23 protein-coding genes are annotated in these 24159 nt (G+C 42.4%); 6 read left to right on the top strand and 17 right to left on the bottom strand.

What is annotated here, in order from left to right; translation table 11 throughout:
* Positions 1–16 precede the first annotated feature (16 nt).
* The 3 genes from MLE13_RS08415 to MLE13_RS08425 form a co-directional block, all read right to left on the bottom strand.
* The gene (locus tag MLE13_RS08415) at positions 17–301 is read right to left on the bottom strand and encodes a putative quinol monooxygenase (RefSeq protein WP_240749279.1); all 285 of its coding nucleotides are present in this window, start codon (positions 299–301) and stop codon (positions 17–19) included.
* 3 nt (positions 302–304) lie between these two features.
* On the bottom strand, positions 305–982 hold the full coding sequence (locus MLE13_RS08420; protein WP_240749280.1) for a type 1 glutamine amidotransferase domain-containing protein: 678 nt from the start codon (positions 980–982) through the stop codon (positions 305–307).
* Between the two features lie 275 nt (positions 983–1257).
* Entirely contained in the window at positions 1258–1917 is a 660-nt protein-coding gene (locus MLE13_RS08425) for a hypothetical protein (RefSeq protein ID WP_240749281.1), read from the bottom strand.
* 234 nt (positions 1918–2151) lie between these two features.
* On the opposite strand from MLE13_RS08425, the gene MLE13_RS08430 reads away from it, so the two are divergent.
* On the top strand, positions 2152–2517 hold the full coding sequence (locus MLE13_RS08430; protein ID WP_240749282.1) for a PH domain-containing protein: 366 nt from the start codon (positions 2152–2154) through the stop codon (positions 2515–2517).
* Between the two features lie 591 nt (positions 2518–3108).
* On the opposite strand, the gene MLE13_RS08435 is transcribed toward MLE13_RS08430, so the two are convergent.
* From MLE13_RS08435 to MLE13_RS08460, 6 genes are all read right to left on the bottom strand, one after another.
* Entirely contained in the window at positions 3109–4623 is a 1515-nt protein-coding gene (locus tag MLE13_RS08435) for an AbgT family transporter (protein WP_240749283.1), read from the bottom strand.
* 16 nt (positions 4624–4639) lie between these two features.
* The gene (locus tag MLE13_RS08440) at positions 4640–5959 is read right to left on the bottom strand and encodes a hypothetical protein (protein WP_240749284.1); all 1320 of its coding nucleotides are present in this window, start codon (positions 5957–5959) and stop codon (positions 4640–4642) included.
* Complete coding sequence (locus MLE13_RS08445; protein WP_240749285.1) at positions 5956–7194, bottom strand: M20 family metallo-hydrolase; 1239 nt, start codon at positions 7192–7194, stop codon at positions 5956–5958. Before MLE13_RS08445 ends, MLE13_RS08440 begins: the two co-directional genes overlap by 4 nt.
* Positions 7187–8503: an amidohydrolase gene (locus MLE13_RS08450; protein ID WP_240749286.1), complete on the bottom strand. Its 1317-nt coding sequence runs from the start codon at positions 8501–8503 to the stop codon at positions 7187–7189. The genes MLE13_RS08445 and MLE13_RS08450 overlap by 8 nt, the downstream gene beginning before the upstream one ends.
* An 11-nt stretch (positions 8504–8514) precedes the next feature.
* Positions 8515–9690 (bottom strand): M20 metallopeptidase family protein, encoded by a 1176-nt coding sequence (locus tag MLE13_RS08455; RefSeq protein ID WP_240749287.1) that lies wholly within the window; start codon positions 9688–9690, stop codon positions 8515–8517.
* A 244-nt stretch (positions 9691–9934) separates the two neighbouring features.
* Positions 9935–10789 carry an SDR family oxidoreductase gene (locus MLE13_RS08460; RefSeq protein WP_240749288.1) on the bottom strand — a complete coding sequence of 285 codons (855 nt, stop codon included), beginning with the start codon at positions 10787–10789 and terminating at the stop codon, positions 9935–9937.
* A gap of 254 nt (positions 10790–11043) precedes the next feature.
* Here MLE13_RS08460 and MLE13_RS08465 point away from each other — a divergent pair, with 254 nt between their 5' ends.
* Positions 11044–12090, top strand: a complete 1047-nt coding sequence (locus MLE13_RS08465; RefSeq protein WP_240749289.1) for an aromatic acid exporter family protein — start codon at positions 11044–11046, stop codon at positions 12088–12090.
* Positions 12091–12246: 156 nt separating this feature from the next.
* Here MLE13_RS08465 and MLE13_RS08470 read toward each other — a convergent pair whose 3' ends face one another.
* The 3 genes from MLE13_RS08470 to MLE13_RS08480 form a co-directional block, all read right to left on the bottom strand.
* Positions 12247–13632 carry an LVIVD repeat-containing protein gene (locus MLE13_RS08470; RefSeq protein WP_430905208.1) on the bottom strand — a complete coding sequence of 462 codons (1386 nt, stop codon included), beginning with the start codon at positions 13630–13632 and terminating at the stop codon, positions 12247–12249.
* A gap of 330 nt (positions 13633–13962) precedes the next feature.
* On the bottom strand, positions 13963–14637 hold the full coding sequence (locus tag MLE13_RS08475; protein WP_240749290.1) for a metallophosphoesterase family protein: 675 nt from the start codon (positions 14635–14637) through the stop codon (positions 13963–13965).
* A 189-nt stretch (positions 14638–14826) separates the two neighbouring features.
* A complete protein-coding gene (locus MLE13_RS08480) occupies positions 14827–15669 on the bottom strand; it encodes an aldo/keto reductase (protein WP_240749291.1) in 843 nt (280 codons plus the stop codon).
* A gap of 203 nt (positions 15670–15872) precedes the next feature.
* On the opposite strand from MLE13_RS08480, the gene MLE13_RS08485 reads away from it, so the two are divergent.
* The gene (locus tag MLE13_RS08485) at positions 15873–17330 is read left to right on the top strand and encodes an amidase family protein (protein ID WP_240749292.1); all 1458 of its coding nucleotides are present in this window, start codon (positions 15873–15875) and stop codon (positions 17328–17330) included.
* 92 nt (positions 17331–17422) lie between these two features.
* On the opposite strand, the gene MLE13_RS08490 is transcribed toward MLE13_RS08485, so the two are convergent.
* The gene (locus MLE13_RS08490; RefSeq protein WP_240749293.1) at positions 17423–18658 is read right to left on the bottom strand and encodes a DUF1572 domain-containing protein; all 1236 of its coding nucleotides are present in this window, start codon (positions 18656–18658) and stop codon (positions 17423–17425) included.
* Between the two features lie 432 nt (positions 18659–19090).
* Here MLE13_RS08490 and MLE13_RS08495 point away from each other — a divergent pair, with 432 nt between their 5' ends.
* A complete protein-coding gene (locus MLE13_RS08495; RefSeq protein ID WP_240749294.1) occupies positions 19091–19465 on the top strand; it encodes a DUF2294 domain-containing protein in 375 nt (124 codons plus the stop codon).
* A gap of 161 nt (positions 19466–19626) precedes the next feature.
* A complete protein-coding gene (locus MLE13_RS08500) occupies positions 19627–20649 on the top strand; it encodes a sodium-dependent bicarbonate transport family permease (protein ID WP_240749320.1) in 1023 nt (340 codons plus the stop codon).
* A gap of 152 nt (positions 20650–20801) precedes the next feature.
* Here the strand turns inward: MLE13_RS08500 and MLE13_RS08505 are convergent, their stop codons facing one another.
* The 4 genes from MLE13_RS08505 to MLE13_RS08520 all read right to left on the bottom strand — a co-directional run bounded on the left by MLE13_RS08505 (position 20802) and on the right by MLE13_RS08520 (position 23017).
* Positions 20802–21263, bottom strand: coding sequence for a hypothetical protein (locus MLE13_RS08505; RefSeq protein WP_240749295.1), 462 nt, complete (start codon positions 21261–21263; stop codon positions 20802–20804).
* Between the two features lie 200 nt (positions 21264–21463).
* Positions 21464–22102, bottom strand: coding sequence for a hypothetical protein (locus MLE13_RS08510; protein WP_240749296.1), 639 nt, complete (start codon positions 22100–22102; stop codon positions 21464–21466).
* 22 nt (positions 22103–22124) lie between these two features.
* On the bottom strand, positions 22125–22811 hold the full coding sequence (locus MLE13_RS08515) for a DUF6998 domain-containing protein (RefSeq protein ID WP_240749297.1): 687 nt from the start codon (positions 22809–22811) through the stop codon (positions 22125–22127).
* Complete coding sequence (locus tag MLE13_RS08520; RefSeq protein ID WP_240749298.1) at positions 22802–23017, bottom strand: hypothetical protein; 216 nt, start codon at positions 23015–23017, stop codon at positions 22802–22804. The genes MLE13_RS08515 and MLE13_RS08520 overlap by 10 nt, the downstream gene beginning before the upstream one ends.
* A 510-nt stretch (positions 23018–23527) precedes the next feature.
* On the opposite strand from MLE13_RS08520, the gene MLE13_RS08525 reads away from it, so the two are divergent.
* Positions 23528–24127 carry a hypothetical protein gene (locus MLE13_RS08525; protein ID WP_240749299.1) on the top strand — a complete coding sequence of 200 codons (600 nt, stop codon included), beginning with the start codon at positions 23528–23530 and terminating at the stop codon, positions 24125–24127.
* Positions 24128–24159: the final 32 nt, after the last annotated feature.

A 24159-nucleotide genomic window follows, 5' to 3' on the forward strand; every position in this document is an offset into this window, starting at 1 on the left:
GAAATTTCATGTGCTGCTAGACAGTCTTTAACTTAAAGACCTCTCGCCGTGCTACCAAGTCCGCCGTGTTTGTCCGGTATTCTTGGTAATGCTGAGAAGCAACATGACTTTCTAACGCCTCTTGGTCTTTCCACGTTTCGTGAAGGACAAAGGTGTCATCTTCAATCGATTGATGGAGAACATAGTTTACACAACCCGCTTCTGCTCGGGAAGCTTCGAGAACTTTGTTCAATTCCGTCAATAATTGATGTTCCATGTTTTCTTTTGGCTCTAGAATCGCAGTAATGACGATTGATTCCATCATTTAGTTGTCCTTGTTGTTTCTTTTATCTAACGCTTTAACCAATTCGTCTGCTAATTCTTCAGCAGAAAACGGGTCACGCCCAGTTACCAGTTGCTCATTGCCCCATACCACTTTATTTTCAGCGCTATAATTAGCTACTTCGTTCATTTTTCCTTCTAAGCTGAATGGCAGAATAGCAGGAAGGCCTTCAGGTTCAACCGCTTCTGGATAGCCCGTTACGTCTAAGCCATCAATGATGCTCTTGCCATCTGGACGCATCGTCCAAATTAGTGGAGCCGGTCCGTGGCAGACAGCTGAAACGATGTTTCCGTTGTCGTAAACCGTATTGATAATGTTACGCAGCTCTTCACTTTCAGCCAAGTCATACATAGCGCCGTGGCCTCCAACGATGAATACTACGTCGTACTCTTTTGCATTAACATCCGAAAGAGCTGTTGTGTTGTCTGCTAATCCTGATTCATACAGTTTTTTGTATTTGCCTTCAGGATCATAATCTTCGCTGATGCTGACTTTATCAAGTGTTGGTTTGCCGCCTAGTGGTGAAGCTAGATCCATTTGATGTCCTGCTTTTTCTAAAATCTCCATCGGTGCAAATAACTCTTCGGCCCACCAGCCAGTTTCATAATTATTTTCTGTATCTTTGTGTCCACTTGATAATACTGCTAATACTTTTGCCATGTTCTGTTTCCTCCTCTGATTGATAAATCATCCTAATATTAGTTGTTCCCGAATGTTTTTGCATTTAAACAAACTGACTAGAGGGACAACTTATTTATATCAATCGTTTTGGAATAAAATAAAAACCGCTTAGAGGAGTAGTAATTCCTTTGAGCGGTGATATAGATGGTTTGGTTTACACCTTATATTGGTTGTATTTATGTGTCTTTAATAATCGTCGTCGAAACCTAGAAAAATGAAAATCATAAATTCATTTAGCTTTTTTGCATCTCATTTCACATTTCAACTTCATAATTGATAGATCCATCTTCGAGTTGATTATAAGAAATGTCTTCACTGTCTAAAAGTTCTCGCAATGCATTATTTTTTATTTCTAAAAGTGCATTTTGCCGCTCAATAATTCCGGTAAGCTCAGCATATTTTACATTTGATTCTTCTGTTTTCAGCACGTTTGTTAGTTGATAAGCTAATTTAAATTGTTCATCAAGATATGAAGTGTATTGTAAAAACCTAGCATCTTCTGTTTTCATACTCTTTTGCAATTGAAACAGATTCTTTTGTGCCTCTTCAATATGGAACGGCGTTAAGGTTTTTGCATTATATTGATTCACCAGCGCTACTGCTTCAGTAGTTAAGTTCATTTCAATCTCTGTACTCGCTTGAATAAATTCGTGAACTTCTACCTGATTTGCTGACATTAGATTGGGTAATCCATTTCCCGGCCATACCCAAGTAGACAGTGCGAACACATTCCACAAAAGCACGATTAGGCTAATTCCACCTCCAATTTGTAGAAATGGTTTTTTAAATCGCTTTTTTGGCTTTTCACTTGTAAAACGCTGATCCCTATAGCTATAAACATCTTTTTTACGAGCATCTCCCCGTTCCAATTCTTTCATGTGTTTACGAAATTGCTTTTGTCGATTGTTTAGCATCTGATTCTCCCACTCTTTTAGATAGGTAAATTATATCAAATAAATCCCTTAATTATGATAAATTAACTAAAGATTTTTAAGTATCTCCTTTTATTCAGATGACTAAAATCTCTAATAGAATAAAAAAATTACCGAAGATTGACCATAACTCACTCACACAAATAGGCGTTTGCCTTTATCGACATTCCAATTTATGCCACAATGGAGAAAGACACTTTAAGGAGGAACTATGACATGGCAGATTTAAATGCAATGATGGCCTGGACGTTTACGCAAGAAATTGACGTACCAGATTCAGTGAGCGACTTATTGATTGCTGGAGAAAAAGCACAAATCGCATACAAGACGATTCGCGACACAGCGGTAGTAACGAATAAACGGATTATTATTTCCGACAAACAAGGGATAACGGGAAAAAAAGTCGAGGTTTACACGATTCCATTCAAATCGATTATTATGTATTCTTCCGAAAATGGCGGTACATTCGATCTAAACACCGAACTCGAACTTTGGACAACGGCCGGAAAATTTAAATTGAACTTGAACAAGAAAGTGGATATTCGCAAACTAGACAAAGTTATTGCAGAAGCAATTTTATAGTACATTCAAAAGGCGTTGGAATGATTCTCTTCCAACGCCTTTTTTTCTTTCGATAACCGACAGGTATTTCCCCATCACTATTTACTTCTAGCATAAAACCACAACTAAATAGCCCCCCTGCTTTTACCTAAAAAAATGCAAAACCCATACTAGCGAAGGCGCGCAAACGGGGTGGGCGAAGCTAGAAGACAGGTGTTTTTCCTGGCTTCTGGCGGGAGCCATCCCCAAAGCGTCCGAAGCGTTTTTCACAACAAAAAACTGCTCCAGCCTTGTTAAACACAACTAACAAGGGTAGAGCAGTTTAAGCTGATGGAATGATTCTATTCCACCACGTTTTTTTCTTTTGATAATCAACACGTAATTCGTCATCGCTTTTTCCTTTTAGCATAAAACCATAACTAAATAGAAACAAAGCCCCTGCTACTTCCTAAAAGAATAAAAACCTCACACCAGCGAAGGCGCGTCAACGGGCGAGGCGGAGCCATGCCCAAAGCGTCCAGAGCGATTCTTTTACAACAAAAAACTGCATCACCATTGTTAGACACAACTAACAATGGTGATGCAGTTTTTATTGATGAATAATTTCTTAATTTACATCCGCAAGCTAATACCAGGTCCGATTGGAAGCCCCGTCAATGCGAAGATGATCATCATGATAACCCACACGCCGAAGAAAATCAGGCTGTATGGCAACATCAACGAAATCAATGTACCAAGTCCTGCTTTTTTATCGTATTCGCGCATAAAGGCGAGAACAATCAAAATATACGGATTTAGTGGTGTGATAATATTCGTTGAAGAATCCGCAATACGGAACGCCAATTGAACAAATGCTGGATGATAATCGAGCAGCATGAACATCGGGATAAAGATCGGCGCCATCAACGCCCATTGCGCAGAACCACTAAAAATCAGGAGATTCAATACTGCAGCAAGAATACTGAAAGCGACCATGACCGGCAAGCCTGTCATATTAATACTTGTCAGGAATTCTGCACTGTTAACAGCCAACCAAATGCCTAAATTACTCCAATTGAAGTAACTAATAAACTGGGCTGCCGCAAAAATAAGTACGATATAGCCTGACATGTCTTTGATGGCATCCCCCATATAAGCAGGAACATCTTTAGATTCCGTAATTTTCTTCACTGTGACGCCGTAAGCGACAGCAACCGTGATAAAGAAGAAAAGAATAATCGGCACAATGCCGGATAAGAACGGTGAAGGAATGATGCCGCCTTCTTCATTTCGAACAGGAGAACCTGGGAAAAACACTAATAATGCGATCAAACCAATATAGATAGCTGCCGCGATTAAGGCATTTAACAACCCTTTGTTTTCTTGCTTTGTCACGGGTTCGAACGATTTATCCATTCTACCTGTATACTGGCCGAGGCGCGGTTCGATCAATCTCTCTGTGATGATTGCCCCAACAATTGCCATGATAATAACGGAAGCGCTCATAAAATACCAGTTATCAACTGGCGTTACAACAAACGTCTCATCAATCGTTCGTGCAGCTTCCGTCGAAATCCCGGATAGCAATGCATCTGTTCCCGTGATCAACATGTTCGCTGTAAATCCAGCGCCTGTTCCAGCAAATCCAGCTGCAAGACCTGCAAGCGGATGTCTGCCTACCGAGACAAAGACCATCGCAGCAAGCGGGGGAACTAAGATAAATGCGGCATCCGATGCCAAGTTACCCATAATCCCTGTAAAGATCACCGCGTATGTAATCAATGATTTTGGTGCATTCAAGATGGATTTCTTAATAGCTGTTTCCATTAATCCAACACGTTCAGCCAAACCAATACCGAGCATCATGACAAGCACAAGACCAAGTGGTGCAAAGCCAGTAAAGTTATTGATGGTTTCTGCCAGAATATAGCGAATTCCTTCTCCTGAGACGATGCTTCGTATCGCCATTTCTTCACCGGTTCCTGGGTGGATGACGGTCGTACCAAGCGAACTAACTAACCATGAGAGTAAAACAACAAACACTGCTAAGTATACAAAGATAAAGAATGGATCGGGTAAGCGGTTACCCCACTTTTCAATAAAGTTCAAAAACCCTTTTTTGCCTTGTTCTTCTATCGGTGATGTCATTCCCATTCCTCCTCTTTTAGTTCTCTGAGCCAAACAGTAAGCGGTATAATTTCCGCGGACGCCCTCTTCGGCCAGATTCTTCTCCCGAAACTTCTGCTACGCCAACACTTTCAAGTTCTGTCAAAATTCTGCGCGCATTGCGTTCGGTGCTGTTCATCCATTGCGATAATTCCAGTGCCGTGATTTCTTCTTTTGCATAATGGTGAGACAGCGATTCGATACGTGCGACCACGGTTTGGCTAATCGCTGCGTCTTTTAGCGCTTCCTGCCATTTTGCTTCACTGCTGCGACGGCTATAGTGAAGCTCATTTCCTAGTGAATTGATCTCTGTCACTTTTCCACCTTCGTCAATATTGATGACAACACCGTTCTCTTTTTCTCGGGTATAGTCTAATGCCAACCTGACGTTTTGTTCGGAGTCTGTGACTGTTCTGCCGTATCCCACACCAATGCGGACGTGCATATTGCTGTTGGCAAAGATTTCTTCTTGTAACTCTTTCAAGTGGTGGAACTTGCCATATAGCTCTAATTCACCTCGCGTGGTATAGATGAAATAAATCCCATTCCCCATACTCACTTTTGAGCCTTTTACTTCTTCGGCAAAATCGATGAGCACGCGATTGGTTGCGAGTTCCTGCCGTTCAATTTTGAAAGGTGTCTTGCGTTGTTGAGCTTGGCTCGGGTACATGATTTCGATGCCAATCATCGCCAATTGCTTCATCCGGTAAAGATCCGACAAGCTCCTTTCTTTAATAACTGAAATTGCTCGATGCGCTGCCAGTTCCGATACGCTGATCCGATAAACCGGCACGCCTCTTTTCTTTAAGTCATTATAAGTGGCATTAAGACAAGTTAGAGCTGCCTGTATTTCACCTGAACGATAAAGTGCCTCGTGATAATCGACCAACTCTTCTGCTGGAATATAGCCAAGTTCCGGAGCGGTATGAATTTTCATTTTTTCCAAATCGAAGTCTTTCAGCATTTTTAATACTTCTCTGCGTGGAACCGAATCGACGCTAATGCTGGACAATACCACGCCTTCTTGCATAATCGCGTCTAGCATTGTCCCAAGTAGACTCGACCCGTGCAGCAAAATATAATCCGCGTGGTCGGCATCGATCAACTGTTCTTTTAATGCGAAATGATAAGGCGCAGGACCTGAAAAAAGCCAATGCCCAATACGTGCTGAATTTTCATTAATAATCTCTTTTGTTTCTTCGGTCTGCTCGTAAATGAACGGAATCAGTTCGATGCCGTCTAAACTGCCGGCCGCTTTCATCGTTTCATTGACCGAGTCTTTTGGCCCGATTAACCCAACTTTAACGATTTCTGTCATATCGTCGTTGCCTCCATCATATACCGGGCTAAAAGCTCCGAGCCCATCTTCAAATCTTCAGCTGTTGCATATTCATCTGGATGATGACTCAAGCCGTCTTTGCAAGGGATAAACAGCAATCCGCTTGGCCATACTTGCGCCATGTTCATCACGTCATGTCCTGCACCGCTATCCATATGGTGTGACAAATAAGCTTCTTGGTTACCCGCATCAACTAACTGCCGGGCTACCTTTTCATCAAGCAAAACAGATGGATTATCGACTAATACTTCAATAGAGATAGCTACGCCCGTCGCTTGTTCAATACGGTTTGCTTCACTTCGAATCGCGTCTGCCATTTTCTTTTTCAAAAGATCATCGACGCTGCGGATATCCACTCCGGCAATAACGGTTTGCGGAATCACATTCATCGAGTTTGGAGAAGACGTCAATGTACTGACTGTCGCCACTAGCGGTTTCTCGTACACATCATTGAGTTGAAGTGCAGTATCTTGAACAAATGAAATAAAAGGAGCGGCTGCCGCTAAAGCGTCTTGTCTTCGGTCCATCGGCGTCGTACCCGTATGTCCTGCTTTGCCATTAAACGTAACGGCTAAGCGAATCGGACAAGCCACACCTTTAACGATTCCATAATTTTTTTCATGCTCGTTTATATGCATGCCTTGTTCGATATGCAGTTCGACAAAGCTTTTTAGTTCCTCTTTTGAACGTTTTGCTTTAGCCAACTCTTCCCAGTCAAAGCCTTGACTTTTAACAGCTTCCGCAAGTGTCGTGCCGTGTTGATCGACAAGTGTTCCAATAGAAAGATCCAACAATCCGCTCATCGCTTTACTGCCAATTGTCGATACGCCGAATCGCGAAGATTCCTCCGAACGGAAACAAATCACTTCGATCGGCCGCTTTGGTTTATAATCGGCTTCTTTCAGCAATTTAACTGCACCGAGGCCACATACAACGCCCGCTCCTCCGTCAAATGCACCACCGTTTGGCACCGTATCCAGATGAGACCCGGTCGCTACAGCCGCACTTTCGCCGCCTGGAACTTCCCACCGCGCGATGATATTTCCTGCCGCGTCTATTTTTACAGCCAAGCCTAGCTCTTTCGCGATGTCTTTAAAAACTTCCATGGCGCTTGTTTCTTCCGATGTATAGCCTTCTCGCGTAAATCCTTCTGATCTAACCAATGCATTAGTCATATTCATCCGCTGTAAATGTTCAATTAGCCAGCTAAGCACGTAACCCGTCCTCCTTTAGCAAATAATCCGTTGTACGTATTATCGTTTCCAATCCAGCCAGCAACGCCTGTTCCTCATAATCGAAACAAGGATGATGATGACCGGCAGGTAACGGACTTGCAAAAATCATAAATGTCGCTTTCCCACCTTGTTCGCGGACGCGCTCGATCATATACGTAACATCTTCTGAAGCTCCTACTTCCAGATGCGGAACAATCTTCAAGCTTGTTGACGATGCACATGCTCGTTCTACGACTTTCGCGAAATCATGATCCGCAGCTGTCGAAACCGATCTTCCCATGTGTTCAAGTTCTAGCTCGACATCATATAATGCAGCACTTGCCTGTAAAATACGCGTTGCATTTTCTTGCATGTAAGCATCCAAATTATTGGTCTCACCGCGCGTCTCGATTTCCATCAACGCTTTGTCTGCGATAACATTGCGTCCGGCTCCTGCGTGCAACGTGCCAACATTGATACGTGTGATTCCGTCTTTATGGTTTGCAATGCTATGTAGATGCAATGCAGCAGATGCGGCAGCGAGCAAGGCGTTGCGACCTTCATTGGGCTCTAATCCGGAATGCGCCGACTTGCCGATGAATTTTGCATTGATTTTGGAACTGGCCAAAAATTTTGACGTGGTCGCAGCGACTGTTCCCGACGGTAAATTATGAATACCGACATGACCGCTCATAAAATAATCAATGTGATCAAGCCACCCTTTATCAACAATCGCTTTTGCACCGCGGCCACCTTCTTCTGCAGGTTGGAACAAAATTGTGTACTTGCCGCTTAAGCTGTCTTTTTTCTTCGACAAATAATTCGCGAGTCCAAGTCCAATTGCCGCGTGACCATCGTGACCGCAAGCATGCATCATTCCCGCAATTTGAGAACGAAACTCTTGTTGTGCTGGCACATGGTCAACACAACCTGCTTCTTCTATTGGCAATGCGTCTATATCAAAACGATAAGCAAAGTTCGGTCCCGGTCGTCCTGTATCGAGTACAGCTGCAAATCCAGTATGTCCGCCTTTCATCTTTTCAAGAAACTCAGCTGGCACGCCTTTTTGGAGCGCTCGCTGTTCATTTTCTGCGAGCATTGGATCACACGGTACACCCATGCGTTCTTCGCTCGTTAAAAAGTCCGTTCCATAAAAAAGGGAAAATCCTTTTCCTGCTAATTGTTCGCTCAACTCATAAGTGGTTACATATTCCGCAAAGCCGATTTCAGGATACTGATGTCGCTTGCGTCGTTGTTCAATCACGTACGGCTCAATCTCTTCCATGAATTGTTCAATGGAATTTGCCATTTCTGTTCCTCCTATTTGTTCAATTCGGCTAGCACATCAAGCGCTGCTTGGGCCATCAACTCTGTCCCAATCGACAAAGCTTGTTCATCGATCATAAAGCCAGGGTCGTGGAGCGGTTTTTGATGTTCTCCGACCGAAGTGCCTAACCAGTAATAAACCCCTTCATACTTTTTCAAGAAACGGCCAAAATCTTCTCCAGCCATACTGCCGATCACTTCTGGTGTACCGACATCACCTAATTGATGTTTTGCCGATTTCCGAACTACTTCAGCCCAACGTTTTGTATTAATCGTTGCTGGGTAACCATCCGAATAGTCGATTTCACACGAACCGCCCATCATTTCCGCAGCTCCTTGAACCACTTCATGGAAACGTTTTTTCAAAAGTTTCTTGGTGTCGTCTGAAAGAGAGCGAATCGTTCCTTCGAGCACTACCGTGTCCGCTACCACATTGTAACGATAGCCTCCTGTGATTTTTCCAATCGTGATCACGCCTGAATCCATCGGGTTCGCGTTCCGGCTAACAATCGTTTGGATGGCAGACATGACTTGGTTGGCGATAATAATCGCATCGACGGTTTGATGAGGCATCGATGCGTGTCCCCCTGCTCCATAGATTGTCACTTGGAAACGGTCAGAGTTGCCCATGATGGCTCCGTCTATAACACCAACTTGCCCAGCCGGTAGACCTGGCCAAACATGTTGCGCGATTAAAACATCCGGTTGATACGTATCAAAAACACCATCTGCCATCATTTGCTCCGAACCACCTGTTGGTGCATTTTCTTCAGCCGGCTGAAAAATTAATAACACAGTTCCAGCAATATCGGCTTTCTGGTCTTGCAGTAATTTGCCGACTCCGAGCAACATGGCCGTATGCGCATCATGCCCACATGCATGCATTTTGCCATCGACTTTAGACTTGAACGGCACATCTGCTTTTTCTAAAATCGGTAAGGCATCGATATCGGCACGCAATCCAACCGTTTTTCCTGGCTTGCCGCCTTGGATCACACCGAGGACACCTGTTTTTGCATATCCAGTGGAATATGAGATGCCGTATTCATCAAGTTTCGCTTGTATTTTTCGAGAAGTTTCTGTTTCTTCGCCACTCAATTCAGGGTTCTCATGAAGATCCCGTCTAAATGCGCGAATCTCTTCGAACAACTCTTGTGTTTGCTTTTTCAACACTGTCACCTGCTTTTCTATTTAAGGAAATAGACCTTAATCATTCCGTTAATAAAGAGTGTACACTATTTCACCAATAAAGCGCTACTTTAATTTTGATTGTTCTGAATATAAATTCAATAAAAAAGCAGCTCCGCTGTTACGCGGAGCTACTTTTGGTGGTGTGAAAAATTTTTTTGGGTATTGAGTTTTAAGATTATGCTAATTTCGCATATGCACTATGAAACCAATTTACTTCACGTTATCAGTTGCTCTTTGAACTAACACTTTCGAAATAATCTTCCCAAGATTGATGGGCTCTCCCTGTAGCATCAGCGTAATGGCTTGGGTTATTCGACTTGCCGTCTTTAATGCCTTGATAGATTCCGGTTACGACTGTGCCGATAAATTCACCCAACTCAGCGATTCGTTCTTCTTTAAATTTCTCTACACTGATGGCTGTATAAGTTAAATGTGTATCGAACGCATTGCCCAAGTAGTCCGCTAACTCGTACTGCGTAATGGCTTCACCGTGAAGGTTGTATATTTTCGAATTATGCTGATCTTCTACCAGCATTTTTGCGTAAGCATAAGCCAGTTCCGTTCTTGTCGTGTAGCCACATTTGCTATCGCCTGCGCAATTTCGAATGCCGCCTTCTTGGATATAAGAGTCAATGTATTCTACATCGGGCTCGATATAAATTCCATTACGTCCAATCACCCAGTCTAGTCCGCTATCGATTACATCTTGTTCAGTTTGTCGATTACTTTGAACAATCGGCGAAAAGGCTGTCCCTTCTTCTGCTCCTTGTATGCTGGTGTAGACAATTTTCTTTACTCCGCTGTTTTTAGCCGCTTTAATAACATTGCGATGTTGGGGTATACGTTTGTCAGGTGCATCCATACCGGAAACGAGTAACAATACATCTATTCCTTCAAGTGATTTCTCTAATGCTTGTTGATCCTCGTAATCGCCTGGTCGCACTTCAATACCTAAATGTGCTGCTTTTTCAGGTGTTCTCGCTAGTCCAATCACTTCATCTTTTGACAGCAAAGATACAGTTGCTTCTACTATTGCTTCACCCAATTTACCATTTGCGGCCGTTACTGCTATTTTCATCCACTCGTCCTCCTCTATATCTCTTCTCACTTATACTTCTTCGCTCATTAGTTTCATCCCAAGTATAAACTATTTTGAATGGATGTTTTATCAGAGGCTCTTTTCACTTTTTCAAGCGATAAAGAGAAAATTGATTGCTAGTTAAGTGAACAAGATACGCATAGCAAGTATAAAATGTGTTGCTGTACATAAGAAATTGGATGATATACTGGACCATAGGAGAAAAATTACAGAAAGGAGCTGATGGATAAAAAATGCGTTCTTTTCACTTTAATGGCAGCCGAATTTTCAAAACCGGGATCGCCATCTTTTTAACAGCCATTATTTGTGAATGGTTTGGTTGGCCACCTGTTTTTGCGGTAATCACCGCAATTGTAACGATTGAACCCACAGTTAGCGACTCGATTAAAAAGGGACTCGTTCGGTTCCCAGCATCCGCGATTGGCTCTGCATTCGCTGTCCTCTTTATTACATTCTTTGGGAATTCCCCGATTACCTATACTCTCGCTGCAGTTGCAACGATTTTAGCTTGTTATAAACTTAATCTGCATGCTGGTTTACTCGTTGCCACATTAACATCTGTCGCGATGGTCGAAGTAATCCATGAACATATTTTGGTCTCATTCTTTATTCGTTTAGGGACAACTACCATTGGATTGCTAGTGTCCACCGCTGTAAATATGCTGGTATTCCCGCCTAACTACCGGAAAGATATTTTGAGAAGTATTCAAAGCATTGGGGAACGAGCCGGTAATATGTTGGAACAGACATTTCAGACCATCCTTTTTGACAGTGACGCGAACCGTCAAAAAGAGCAGTTGATTGTAAAAGAACTTGTTACGGAAATTAGAAAGACCGAGAAACTAATCCATTTCCAGCGTGACGAATCCAGTTTGTATCCGTGGGTTCGCGAGCGAGAAGCCGAACTTCAAATGGCGGAAAAGCAATTGCTCTTCTTACATAACTTAGAATTTCATTTAGATACTTTACTTTATATCCCGCTGCATAAGCTGATGTGGACAACCGCTGAGCGAGAAGTTATTATGCATGCCGTAACTGAACTGGCGAACGACTTGAAACACTCAATCGACTACGATCACGAAAAGCATCAATGCCAATTAAAAAATATTACTGATCTGTTTTGGGACAACAGCAAAGGCATCACAGCAAGCGACGCCATGCGCCCTACTGAATTCCCACCCGAATTCACCATTCTTTATGAGCTGATCACGATTTATGATTTAGTAGATAAGTTTTTTGATCCGGGGAGTGTGAAAGTCGCGCAGGAGGCGAAGAAATAATTGCAAGATTGCCCTCTATGTCGCAAACACTTATAACTTTTTATTTTACAGATAAACAGGTTAAAGCCATCTTATTAAGCGAAATAAATAGGAGCAGCGCCAGGGAATAACTGGCACTGCTCCTTTCTAGTTTATCTTTTCCGCTCTATCCACCATTTACTTTTTGGCGTTATTTTTAACAAGCACTTTCAAACCTTGGCCCATATCGGAAGCCAGTACGTAATTGCGATCCACGAATACACCCCAGACATTTGCCTTGTCAGGCGTATATTGGCCGATTTGTTTCGGGTTGGCTGGATCGGTGATATCCACTGTATAAACTCCGCCCGCATAATGGCTCAAGTAAAGCGTATTGCCATGCACTTTCGGATCGTGCACCGTATTGTTAAACGTCGGACCATCTTCAACTTTTTCGGTCAGGTCTGTTTTGAATTCACTCAATAAAACAGGATTCGCTTTATCTTTGATATCAAAGATTCGCGTATAGCCATAGGATTCCTCGTATCCCGGGCGCACAGGCGAAGAGACTTCCCGAGTTTCAATCAGCACATTGCCGCCTTTGGCCAAAGCTGCTGAATGGGCTGAACCTTGCTGATTGGATGCATAATCCGTGCTGCTCAAATAGACCGGGTTTTCCGGGTCTGTAATATCAAAGATGATGGTGCCGAGGTCCCACATGGAGACATAAGCGTATTGCGCATTATTGTCGGTGATAACACTGTGATTGAACACAGGACGAGTTTTGCCATCCGGCGAGTTCCAGTGATAGCCATTAAAGTCGGCTGGTACTTCATCTAGAATCCGTGGATCGAATTCCCACAGTGTTTCCGGTTCTGCCGGATTGGAAACATCGACAATCGTAAAGTCTTTGTATTCGCCTTGACTGTAATAATCAGCGTATGGATTGGAAGCCAGCACAAGAGCTTTGTTTCCTTGCATTGTCAAAGTAAGTTCATGGGTACCGCGCGTGTTTTCGTAGGTTTCCCAGTAGCCAAGCTTTTTAGGATTGGTTGGATCGGTCACATCATATAGTAAGAATCCGCCGGACGTATCTTTCGCATTGCGGTTCAGCTGCTGGACACTCACGACAGCCAGGTCGCCTTTAAAGTCGGGAGTGTTAATACTTTTAACAATGACTTTTTCCTGCCACGTATTTTCTACGTCGTCGTTTGCAAAGACCGCAACTTCCACCGGATTGGCAGGGTTTTTCAAATCAAAAACTCGGACGCCACCGTTGCCCCCATTGGCTGTATGCGTGCCGACGTAGGCATAGCCTTTATGGGCGAAAACATCAGCTGTATTGTTCTGCACACCATCAATCTCTTTTAACTGAGCTGCGCCAGCTTCCCTCAGGAATGAAAGATTTTTAGATCCTTCCACCTTCGCTTCGCTTAGATTTGCAATTTCTTCATTGGAAAATACCCCCTGCTCTCCTTTTGACACACCTGAACTATCAATTTCATCGTGCGCAAAAACAGTAGGAACCACTGATAGTGCCAGTACTGAAGCAAGCATTACATGGGCAAACGACTTTTTAATCACCAATATATTTCCTCCTTTTGGAAAATTAATCTTATTTCTATTTTATTCTATTAAATGGAAATCATTAAAACAACTACGGAATACGAAATAATTTGAATATTTTAAAAAATAAATCAAATGATACAGCCTCTATGAGGACTACTGAACTACCATATGTTTTTTGCATTGGTCCATTGGTTGGCATATATATTGTATTTCACAGGAACGGCAAAATTCAGGAAACACTTTCAGATGCACAGACTAGCGAGTTAGGTGAACTAGAAGATTCTATTTACATAAAAAAAGACGCATATTTAAATGCGACTTTTTCATATAGATAACTACTCCATATTAGCTTTTCTTCACGCTATAAACCTTCCTACTCGGCAGCTCCAAGCAATTCAATTGCCCGCCGTAAACCGCGCCCCCGTCAATTCCGATAATGCGATTGTCACCGAAATAAACATCGTAATTTTCTGACCCTCGAAGTACAAACGTTGGCGTATGGCCAAAGATCACCGTCTTATTTCCTGAATACCCTTGGTGAAATTCCTGGCGAATCCATAGTAAGAGATAAGGGTCCGTCTCGTGAGGCGGGACCCCCGGTTGAACGCCCGCATGAACAAAAATATAATCACCGGTTTCATAGTAGTAATCCATTGTCTTAATAAACTCCACGTGTTCACCAAAAATTTCTGATACTGAGAGTGTTGTATTTTTTATGGAGGGATCATAGCTATGCAATGTAGCCAGTCCTCCGTTCCGCACCCAATTTTCTTTCGCACCAGGTTTCTCGGCTGCAGCCTCTAGCATCATTTGGTCATGATTGCCCCGCAAGACAATAGCTCCTTGTTTTTTCAATTCCATGACGCGGTCCAATACCTCTTTTGAATTCGGCCCCCGGTCTACATAATCTCCTAGTAAAACTAGTTGATCTACTGCGGCGTCATACTCTATTTTCTCCAATAGCTCATTAAACAATTCGAGCTCTCCGTGAATATCACTAATCGCCAAAAGTCGTTTCACCAGACACACCCCTTCGCTTTCGATTTTTCCCTATACGCGAAAATTTTCTCGCTAAAAAGGCAGACAAAACTAGTTGGTGTCTTTCACTTTCAGTTCTTCCGTGTGTAAAAAAGACTCATTCCACTGAATGAGCCTGCATCATTATCAAAATTACCGAATTCATCGGGCAATTGTTATTCACTCAAGCTCTTAAAATTCTTCATGCGTAGCCGGGTCCATATCAAACAATCGACCATCTGGGCGGGACAACTCCGAAATTGCGATCATGTCAGTTTCACTTAATTCAAAATCGAAAATGGCCAAGTTTTCCCGTTGCCGCTCGGGTGAGGTGGAACGTGGAATAGAGACAGAGCCGATTTGGTATTGCCAGCGCAGCACGACTTGGGCAATGGTCTTGTTGTGGGCTTCGGCAATTGTGTTAATGGCCTCGTTCGTCAAGATATCTTTCGCCTTTGCAATCGGGCTCCATGACTGTGTTTGAATTCCGTGATCTGCGTGCACTTTGCGCTGGTGCGCTTGGTTAAAAAACGGATGCAATTCTACTTGGTTTAAGCTCGGTGTCACCCCAGTCTCATTAATAATGCGCTCTAAGTGCTCCGGTAGAAAATTGCTGACACCAATCGACCGGACGAGCCCCCATTTTTGCGCATCAATCAACGCCTGCCATGCTTCCACATAGGTGTCTTGATTCGGCATCGGCCAGTGGATCAAGTAGAGATCAAAATAATCCAGCTGAGAACGGAACAGCGATTCTTGAATTGCCACTAAGGCTTTTTCGTATGTGTGATAACGTCCCGGCAGCTTGGATGTCACCCATAGCTCTTCACGCCCAATGCCGCTGCGTCGTATGCCTTCCCCGACCGCACCTTCATTTTCGTAATTGTACGCCGTATCAATCAACCGGTACCCGGCGTTGATCCCGCTGCTGACTGCGTTCGCTCCTGCATTTCCCCACAGTCCGTATGTACCCAGTCCAATAACCGGCAAAGTCGTTCCATCGTTCAAGGTCACTTCTGGAATTGATTTCCCCATCTACTTCCACTCCTCTCACTTCTATTTTCAGATTACTCTTACATCTCTCTAAACTCAAACGATTGGGTTTCGGATTCGTGGCGCAAATCCCCTGAAACAAAATTCACTTTAAATTCCATTTCAGCAGCACACTATACTTTATTTAAAATTATGAATTGATGTACAATTAACGACAGTACATCATTATAGCGAGGAGCCTACATATGGAAACAAGCACATTCAAATTAATCGAAACAACAATTGAAGACATTCAACAAGCTTTTCATGCCAATAAACTCACTTCCGTGGAATTGGTTCAAGCTTATCTCGACCGGATCGAAGCATTCGACCAGAATGGCCCAAAAATCAATTCCGTCCTGACAATCAATCCGGACGCGCTAGAAATTGCAGCAGAACTAGACGAAAAGCGCGGGCAGAATAACCAAGGTCCACTGTACGGCATCCCGATCTTGCTAAAAGACAATATCGAAACCGCGGACCCGATGCCGACAACAGCTGGCGCAATTGCACTCGAACACAATTTCGCGAAAGAAGATGCATTTGTTGCCAAGCAATTGCTAAACGCGGGCGCCATCATTCTCGGCAAAGTAAACTTGAGCGAATGGGCGTATTTCATGTCGCAAGACGGCCCGAGCGGTTACAGTTCACTCGGCGGACAAGTGCTGAACCCTTACGGCGTTGGTGTCTTTAAAGCAGAAGACGTCGGTGGTTCGAGTTCAGGGACAGGCGCAGCGATTGCCTCGAATTTTGCCGTGGTTGGTGTCGGAACCGAAACATCCGGCTCGATTTTAAGTCCGGCAAGTGCCAATTCGATTGTCGGCATCAAGCCAACAGTTGGCCTCATTAGTCGCTCGCGTATCATCCCAATCGCTGAAAGTCAGGATACCGCAGGACCAATGGCGCGTACTGTGACAGATGCCGCGATTTTGCTCGGAGCTATGACAGGCGTCGACAAACAAGACCCAGCAACACAAAAGAGTGCAGGACAAGCACTAACTGATTATACGCCGCACCTAAAAAAAGACGGTTTGAGCGGCGCCCGCGTTGGCGTCGACCTAAGCTTCTTGAACAACGAAGCACCAGAAGAACGTACCATTATGGACGCGGCAATCGAACAAATCAAAGCACTTGGCGCTACAGTTGTTGAAGTGACGATTCCTAAATCATCATTTGAATCAGACGTCTTATGGTATGAATTTAAGCGAAACGTTAACGATTATTTGCGCACTACGCCTGCCAAAGTGCCGGTCAAGTCACTCGCTGATGTTATTGAATTTAATGAAGAAGACCCAGAGCGTCGCATGAAATTCGGACAGGCTGAACTGAAAAAAGCACAAAAGTTAAGCGACGATCCAAACGACTCGACTTATTTAGAACACCGCGAAACTGATTTACGAACTTCTACGTCAGAAGGATTGGATCTCGTTATGCAAGAACACCAACTCGATGCGTTGTTATTCCAAAACAACCGTGGTGCCGCTATGCCCGCAAAAGCAGGCTATCCGTCCATCACTGTGCCGGCTGGCTACGCGAGCAGCGGGCATCCCGTTGGTGTCACGTTCAGCGCTCAAGCTTTTAGCGAAGCTCGCTTGATTGAGTTGGCTTACTCTTATGAACAAGCGACTATGAAACGAAAAGCACCGGATCTAGAATCTTACTAAATTTAGTTAAGACAGTTAAAACACCCTTTATTGAAACGTCAGCATGGAGATGCCGACCGCTCAACAGAGGGTGTTTTTCTGTATCGTTTCAACTATTCGTTTTCCGCGCGCACGTAGGCATAAGCTTTATCATCTTCCTCCACTTCGACCAGCAATTCGGACGGAATCTCTTTTTCTGCCAGTTGTTGCTGGCTGATTTTCTTGGGAGCCAGTTCCTTTAAGCTCTCCAAATTGCGGTATTTCAAGGCCTTGATGCCAAAATTAATCTTCACTCTATAGTTTTCTTCGATGCTTGTCACTTTTTCTTCGATAGCTTCGATAATGGAATGATTCTCTACAACAATCGCTGCCAAGGCTCGTGATTTAACGTCCACTTCCTCGTAGTTTCGGATAGTCCGGAGATACGGCTCGTAGCATTCCTCAATAAACTGCACATTGAGCAGCACAAGCTCTTGCTTGGCATTAAACTGCCCGACGAGCTGCTCGTACTCTTTTTTCACGGGGGCTTCTCCCCATTTCCGTAGCGTTTCGTGTTCTTTCAAGCTTTTGATGTTCGCAGCGATCGCCTTCAAGTCTTTCATCAATACGTTCAAATCTTGCAAGGTAGCCGTATAAAACCCCTCAATTTCTGCATCTTCCACACCGCCAAGCGTAATGCCGTTTCGGCGGAACCGCTCGATGACTTCCTTGAAATAGCCGAAGCGCGCCTCGATCCGTCCTGCAAAATCATTTTCCCGGTGCTGAATCAAAGCTTCGAGCTTCTGCTCCATGCTTTTCAAAGAGCTTTGGATTTCGATGAGCTGTTGCTGGCCAACAACCGTCGTCAACAAGTTCACGCTGGCGTGCGCCAAGAGCGCTGGATTTATACGCTTCACGAGAATCGCTTGTTCATAAATTCCTTTCACGCCATCTTTTTTCACTGCCGGCACATATCCTTTGCCATCTATCCGCCCAATCAACTTCATACTCTTATCTTTCAGACCCTTCACTACTTCCGGGCTGAACTCCACACGGTACGTCCGGCTTTGGTGGAGCACTACCGCCCCGTCTTTTAGGGTCTGGGTGATAATCGGAATCATATTCATGGGAAGCTCGATTTTCTTGTAGCCGCTTTTGACGATTTCGTCGATATCCACTTCCGATACTTTTGGGTCTAAATGGCTGTCGTCATCTTCTGGCGCTGGTTCCGCCGCTTCCAGTTCTTCTGGAGTTTCTTCAACGTGCGGTTCTTCTATTTGCGTTAAGGCCTGCCTATCTTTTCTAATGTATATTAAGACGGCAACCAGCAAAGTCAGTATCACTGCAATCGAGATAAAAATGTATTCCACGAGCTTTCCCTCACTTCTTTCTCGAGTTTCACTTTCCAGGGAGCGGCACAATTCCTAAACACTTTATATCCCTAAATAACCCCGAATAGCTCTAGCTAAAACATTGATTTTAGAGATCTCCTCATGAATGTATTATAAATTGTAGTGTATTGTCAAAATCGTATAGAATTGTTTCTTTCCCAGGGATGCGATTTTTCATTGACAAGATAAAACAGATTGGATAAGATTACTTCAACAGAATAACCGTAAAATTTAAACTGGTAACCAGGTGCAGTTTCAGGCTTAAGCAGGCAGTTAATAAGTTTCTTATTGATTGGATGAAGAAGTGTGGGGAATCATTGGTTAAAAGCATGGTAGGACGGGATATTTTTATATCTGCATTTATTGCAGGTGTAGAAGTATGCCGTTTTTCTTTATTAGGGGGAACAATAGATGGAGCATAGTAAATGGACAAAAGGATCTTTGGAGGCAGAGATCAGCAAAACATTGACACAATGGGAAAAAGATTTTTTAGGCAGAGGCTCTGTTTCGGTAAAAACAGATATTCTCCGGGATATGCTGGTCATTTCGTTAAGCGGCGTTTTGACACCTGCTGAGTATAAATTATGTAGTGCCAAAGAAGGTTTGTTGGCTGTTAAAAGAATGCGGTCGGATTTAGTCGAATCCGGTCGCCAGTTTTTAGGGAACATCATACAAGAACTGACGGGCGAAGAAGTGAAAAGCTTCCATACCGATATTAGCACCCACACCGGAGAACGCATCATGGTATTTCGGCTTTCCGGAAATCTGCAGGAAAAATTACAATAAACATATATGGGAGACCTTCAGAACAAGGCAACTTGGGCTGCAGGTAAACCGGTACCATTCAATTGGCGATGACATCATTCATCATCGCCTGTTGAATGGTACCGGTTTTTTTATGAAGAAATCTGTACCATACAATCGATTTATAAGGAGAACTGATGAGCATGTACGATATTATGATTCAAAATTTATTGTCCCCTGTTGTTTTATTTTTTGTACTGGGGGTCATTGCCGCTTTAGTTAAATCTGATTTGAAATTCCCCGCCGGCTTAAGTGAGGCCCTAAGCATCTACTTGTTGGTGGCTATCGGCATTAAAGGCGGCATGGAGCTGTCTCATTACGAACTCCACACCGTCATTAAACCGATTGCAGGAACTTTGCTGCTGGGCATCACCATTCCGGTATTTGTATTGGTTGTCCTTCTAGCGATGAAAATGGATCTCCATAATTCCATCGGACTTGCTGCCACATATGGTTCTGTCAGCATTGTTACATACGGAGCTGCTATCTCCTTCCTTGAAAAGAAAGAAATCGGCTATGAAGGCTTTATGAATGCATTGGTGGTTTTATTGGAAAGTCCGGCTATCATCATTTCCCTGCTGCTATTGCGGATTCTAAATAAAACCGATTCGGGAGATCTATTAGAAGCTCCAGGCACCCCCAAAAAATTCGGCCTGAATTTTGCTTCCGTCATGAATCTATTTGACAAAGAAGTGCTGCGTGACAGCTTGTTGGGCAAAAGTGTCTTGCTCTTGATGGGCAGTCTGATTATTGGCTGGCTGGTCGGACAGAATGCTGAATCCATTGTCAAACCGCTGTTTATCGATCTTTACGGAAGCATATTAATACTTTTCTTATTAAATATGGGGTTAATCGCAGGAGAGCGTCTCCCTGAAATCAGCAAGCATGGCTGGAAAATACTCTTATTCGGTCTATGTGTGCCACTGATTGGCGGAAGTGCAGGTGTTCTAGTTGGCAATTGGGTCGGTCTATCTCTTGGAGGCGTGGTCCTAATGGGTGTGCTGGCGGGAAGCTCTTCCTATATCGCTGCACCAGCAGCTTTGCGCGCATCCGTTCCAGAGGCAAATCCATCCATTTATCTTGGCCTGTCTCTCGGCGTTACCTTCCCATTCAATTTAATCGTTGGAATCCCTTTCTACTTTGCTTTAGCACAATTCACTCATTAACTTCAAAAAGATCAATTTATACAAATGAATAAAATGAAAAAGCTACACCTGCGCTATTGATTTAGCAGGTGTAGCAATGCATGAACTATAAGTTGTTTTATTTTGTCGAAGACGTTTAGAATTGTGTTTTGTCAGGGAGACGAGTTTAAATGTCAGTGTTCATCATGAGCGTCAGTAATTTCTCGCATTAAGTCAATCCAGTCTTCTCTTTTAAAATTATAATAGGCTAACTCGATTTTTCTTAAAACCAGGTGAAGACTGTCAAATTTCTCATCAGAGCGGAACCGCCACCAGCTTTTTACTGTAGGCGCCTTTGTCCCGGGTGGATAATACGTTAACGTGCCTTCAGGGTTTATAATTTTTTCCAACTTGTCAGCATCCAAGTACCCGTGTGGAAAATCGATATAAAGACCAAGGGATAATTTATGAGGTTTAATCGTTCCAATTTTATGCGTGGATTCCTCATCCGTCTTTTCAAGTGAGTCACTCCAAAGAACCGGTTTATCACTGATGATTAAAAGCTGTTCGTCTATACCGTTTTCAATTTTACAATTCGGGAGATTCTCAAATACTTCGAGTATTTCTTTCAATTTTTGTTCTACTAATCCGTCCATTATGCCACTCCTTTAAATTTACTAGCTTATTTTATTGGGACATAGGATGTTTCTTTTCTGTCGATTGGGTCTTCAGCATTCTGCAGATTTTCTCAGATACCTCTACTATACTAGAAGTTCAGATTTACTTTTCAGGAATGAAACTTTAATCCCTAAAAAACAAGCTTATTAAAGTTTCGTTTACCACGGAACGGAACAAGCTACGTTATTACTACTTTAGCAGCTTCTAATGAGAAATTCTTTCTCTGCTCTTCGGTAATCATAAATATTTCAAAAGAATAGTCGTTGGTGGAAATTGCATAAAGATCTTTAAAAGTAAATACAAAAATGTAATCAAACTTTCGATTACTCTTTTTGCTTTCTTTAATATGCTTAATTAGATCAATAACTTCATACTCTTCCTCACCCTCCGCATAAAGAAATAAATTATTTTCTTTAAAGATTTTGTAATTACCATCATTAAGTTTATTTAACTTGTTGTTAAAAGCTTCTATAGATTGATTTACCCCGCCCCAAAAGGCTTCTGGCAAAATGAATTTTATAATTCCTTCATTATTTGTATCGAGTCTTATCTTATGTTTTTTTAATTGGTCCTTCTTTTTCGAAGTTACCTCACTTATATGCTTATTATATAAGGATGAAAATTGAGCAACTCCATATCTCAGTCGCTGCTTCATTGTTTCCGTCACTTCTACACCAATATGTTTATTATAATTCTGGATATCTGGCTTGTCTGCCAAAGAACTTTCTAAATACTTTTCTGAATAAATAGCTAAGAGAACTTGCCTTGCATATTCTTCTCGGAACTTCGTTTCAGTTGACCCTCTAATTTCAGTCACCTTCTATTCTTACTATAATAAACTAATCATTTTCACTAGTTTCCAACGCACGGATAATAACAGTTCCAAGCTGGCGCGTATTATGTGGGTTGCCGTTTCCATTCACATTTGGGATTGACAGTAACTCCGCAATCTTCCTTAGAACCGGTTTCACCACTTGATGTTTCCGGTCTCCTTCATATACTTCAATTCCGCCACTTTCAAGTTCTTTAATCAAATAATCGTTATATCGCGCTTCTTTTGAAACGTTTATCTGCTCGTCACTGCGGACTTTCTCGTCAGCCTTGAATAGCTTCGACATCGCGATGAGGAGTTTTCCATCCGACCGTGCCGTCATTAATTGTTTTGCTTCGGCAAGTGGCGCATCTAACAAAATCTCAAGTTCCATTTCTTCCTGATTGAACCTCAAGATGATGACGCGGTCTGCTAAATCCAATGTATTCGGATTAAACACGACAAACCCAGTGCTCCCGATCCTTGCGGTGGTCTTCACCGAGATCCGCTCGTTGTCTTTCGTCACCACGTCATAGCCTCGTTCGTTGACCATACCCGCCATATTTCCATTCGTGTACATAGCGACATACAGTTCACCCATGCGACCGATTAAATGGCGCAACTCCCGTGGATCCGCTCCCCAGCTGATTTCACGTTCGAGCCAGCTCATCGCTTCCCCGAGTGATTGAATGATTTGCATTTGTGTCAGTGCCATTTCAATTCCCCCTGATCATCCGATTTCTCCATTCTGATCAAATCAATAATTCTTAGCACTTCCTGTAGCTTCGGCTCTTCATACAATTTTAGCATTATCTCAGCTTCTAGGCTTTCATCCTGCCAATCATTAATCCCTTTAGTATTTTTGAAGAGCTGGATATATTTCGCGGTTTTTGTTTCTAATACATAAGCGCGATTTCCCAAGTAATAATACCTCTAATCTAGTTTATGTATTTGAACTAAATGTCGTTATTGGATTTATTAAATTCGAACTCTATATTTATTTAGTATACCTAATTTGAATAACAACTCCTTGCACACACTCGCATCGATCGCTTCCATGAGAGCGATGCGGCTTCCAAACAATTTATACAGATGAACAAAAAGACTATCCACAAAATGTTGATTTAGCTAGTGTGGCTATGTATAAATTATAAATCGTAGTGTAATGTCAAAATTGTTTAGAATTATTTTTAGCACTAGATAACGACACTAATCTTTCAAATGCTGCTGATAGAATAGAATTGTGCCTGTCATTTCTGGAGAATGGTATCGATTCTGGCGAAAAAAGTATACTGTAAGTAAGTTCTCTATTTAAATAAAAGTTATAAAAATGAATACTTCTTCCATTTAGTAGTAATATATAAGTAATATTACAATTTACTAATACGTTGTTTAATATTTTTTCTAATTCTATTAACCAGGAGGATTTTAATGGCTAAAATACCAGTAAAATTAGTATATGATGTAGCAAAGACACATGGTCCTAAAGCAATCAAATTGGCACTAGCAAATAAAGAATTAATGAACGAGGTATTACCTGCTATTGGCAAAGGCGCGGAAAAAATAAAAGAATATCAGGCTAATAGAAAAGATAAAAAAGAAGAAAACAATAGTGATCAATTCAGGAAAATAAATATTAAAGATTATAAAAAGAATGATTTAAGCAAACTTAATAATTTAAACAGAATCCAGCTAATTAAACACAAGCATGAAATCGAAACCTTTATCTCTCAGATTAGCCATAAAGAAAAACAGGAACTGGCTATTAAGAAACCAATCTATTCTAAGAACATAAAGGAATGGAACTCATTGCTGGTTCAGATAGAAAATCAAATTGCTGTAATGGACTATCATGAGTACTTAAATATTTATAATAACCACGAATATGAAAGCACTTATTTTAAAGGTTTCGAACGAAAAGTGTTGAGCTTTAAAAAGATTATTGAAGAAGATTCAAATGAAACTCTCTATCATTTTATTCAGGCACAAACGAACAGAGATTTAGCAACTATTGAGCAAGACTTTTCATAGTAAATCAATTCAATTAGGAATCAAAATCAACT

The organism is Planococcus halocryophilus (genome assembly GCF_022489025.1).
GTDB lineage: Bacteria > Bacillota > Bacilli > Bacillales_A > Planococcaceae > Planococcus > Planococcus halocryophilus_A.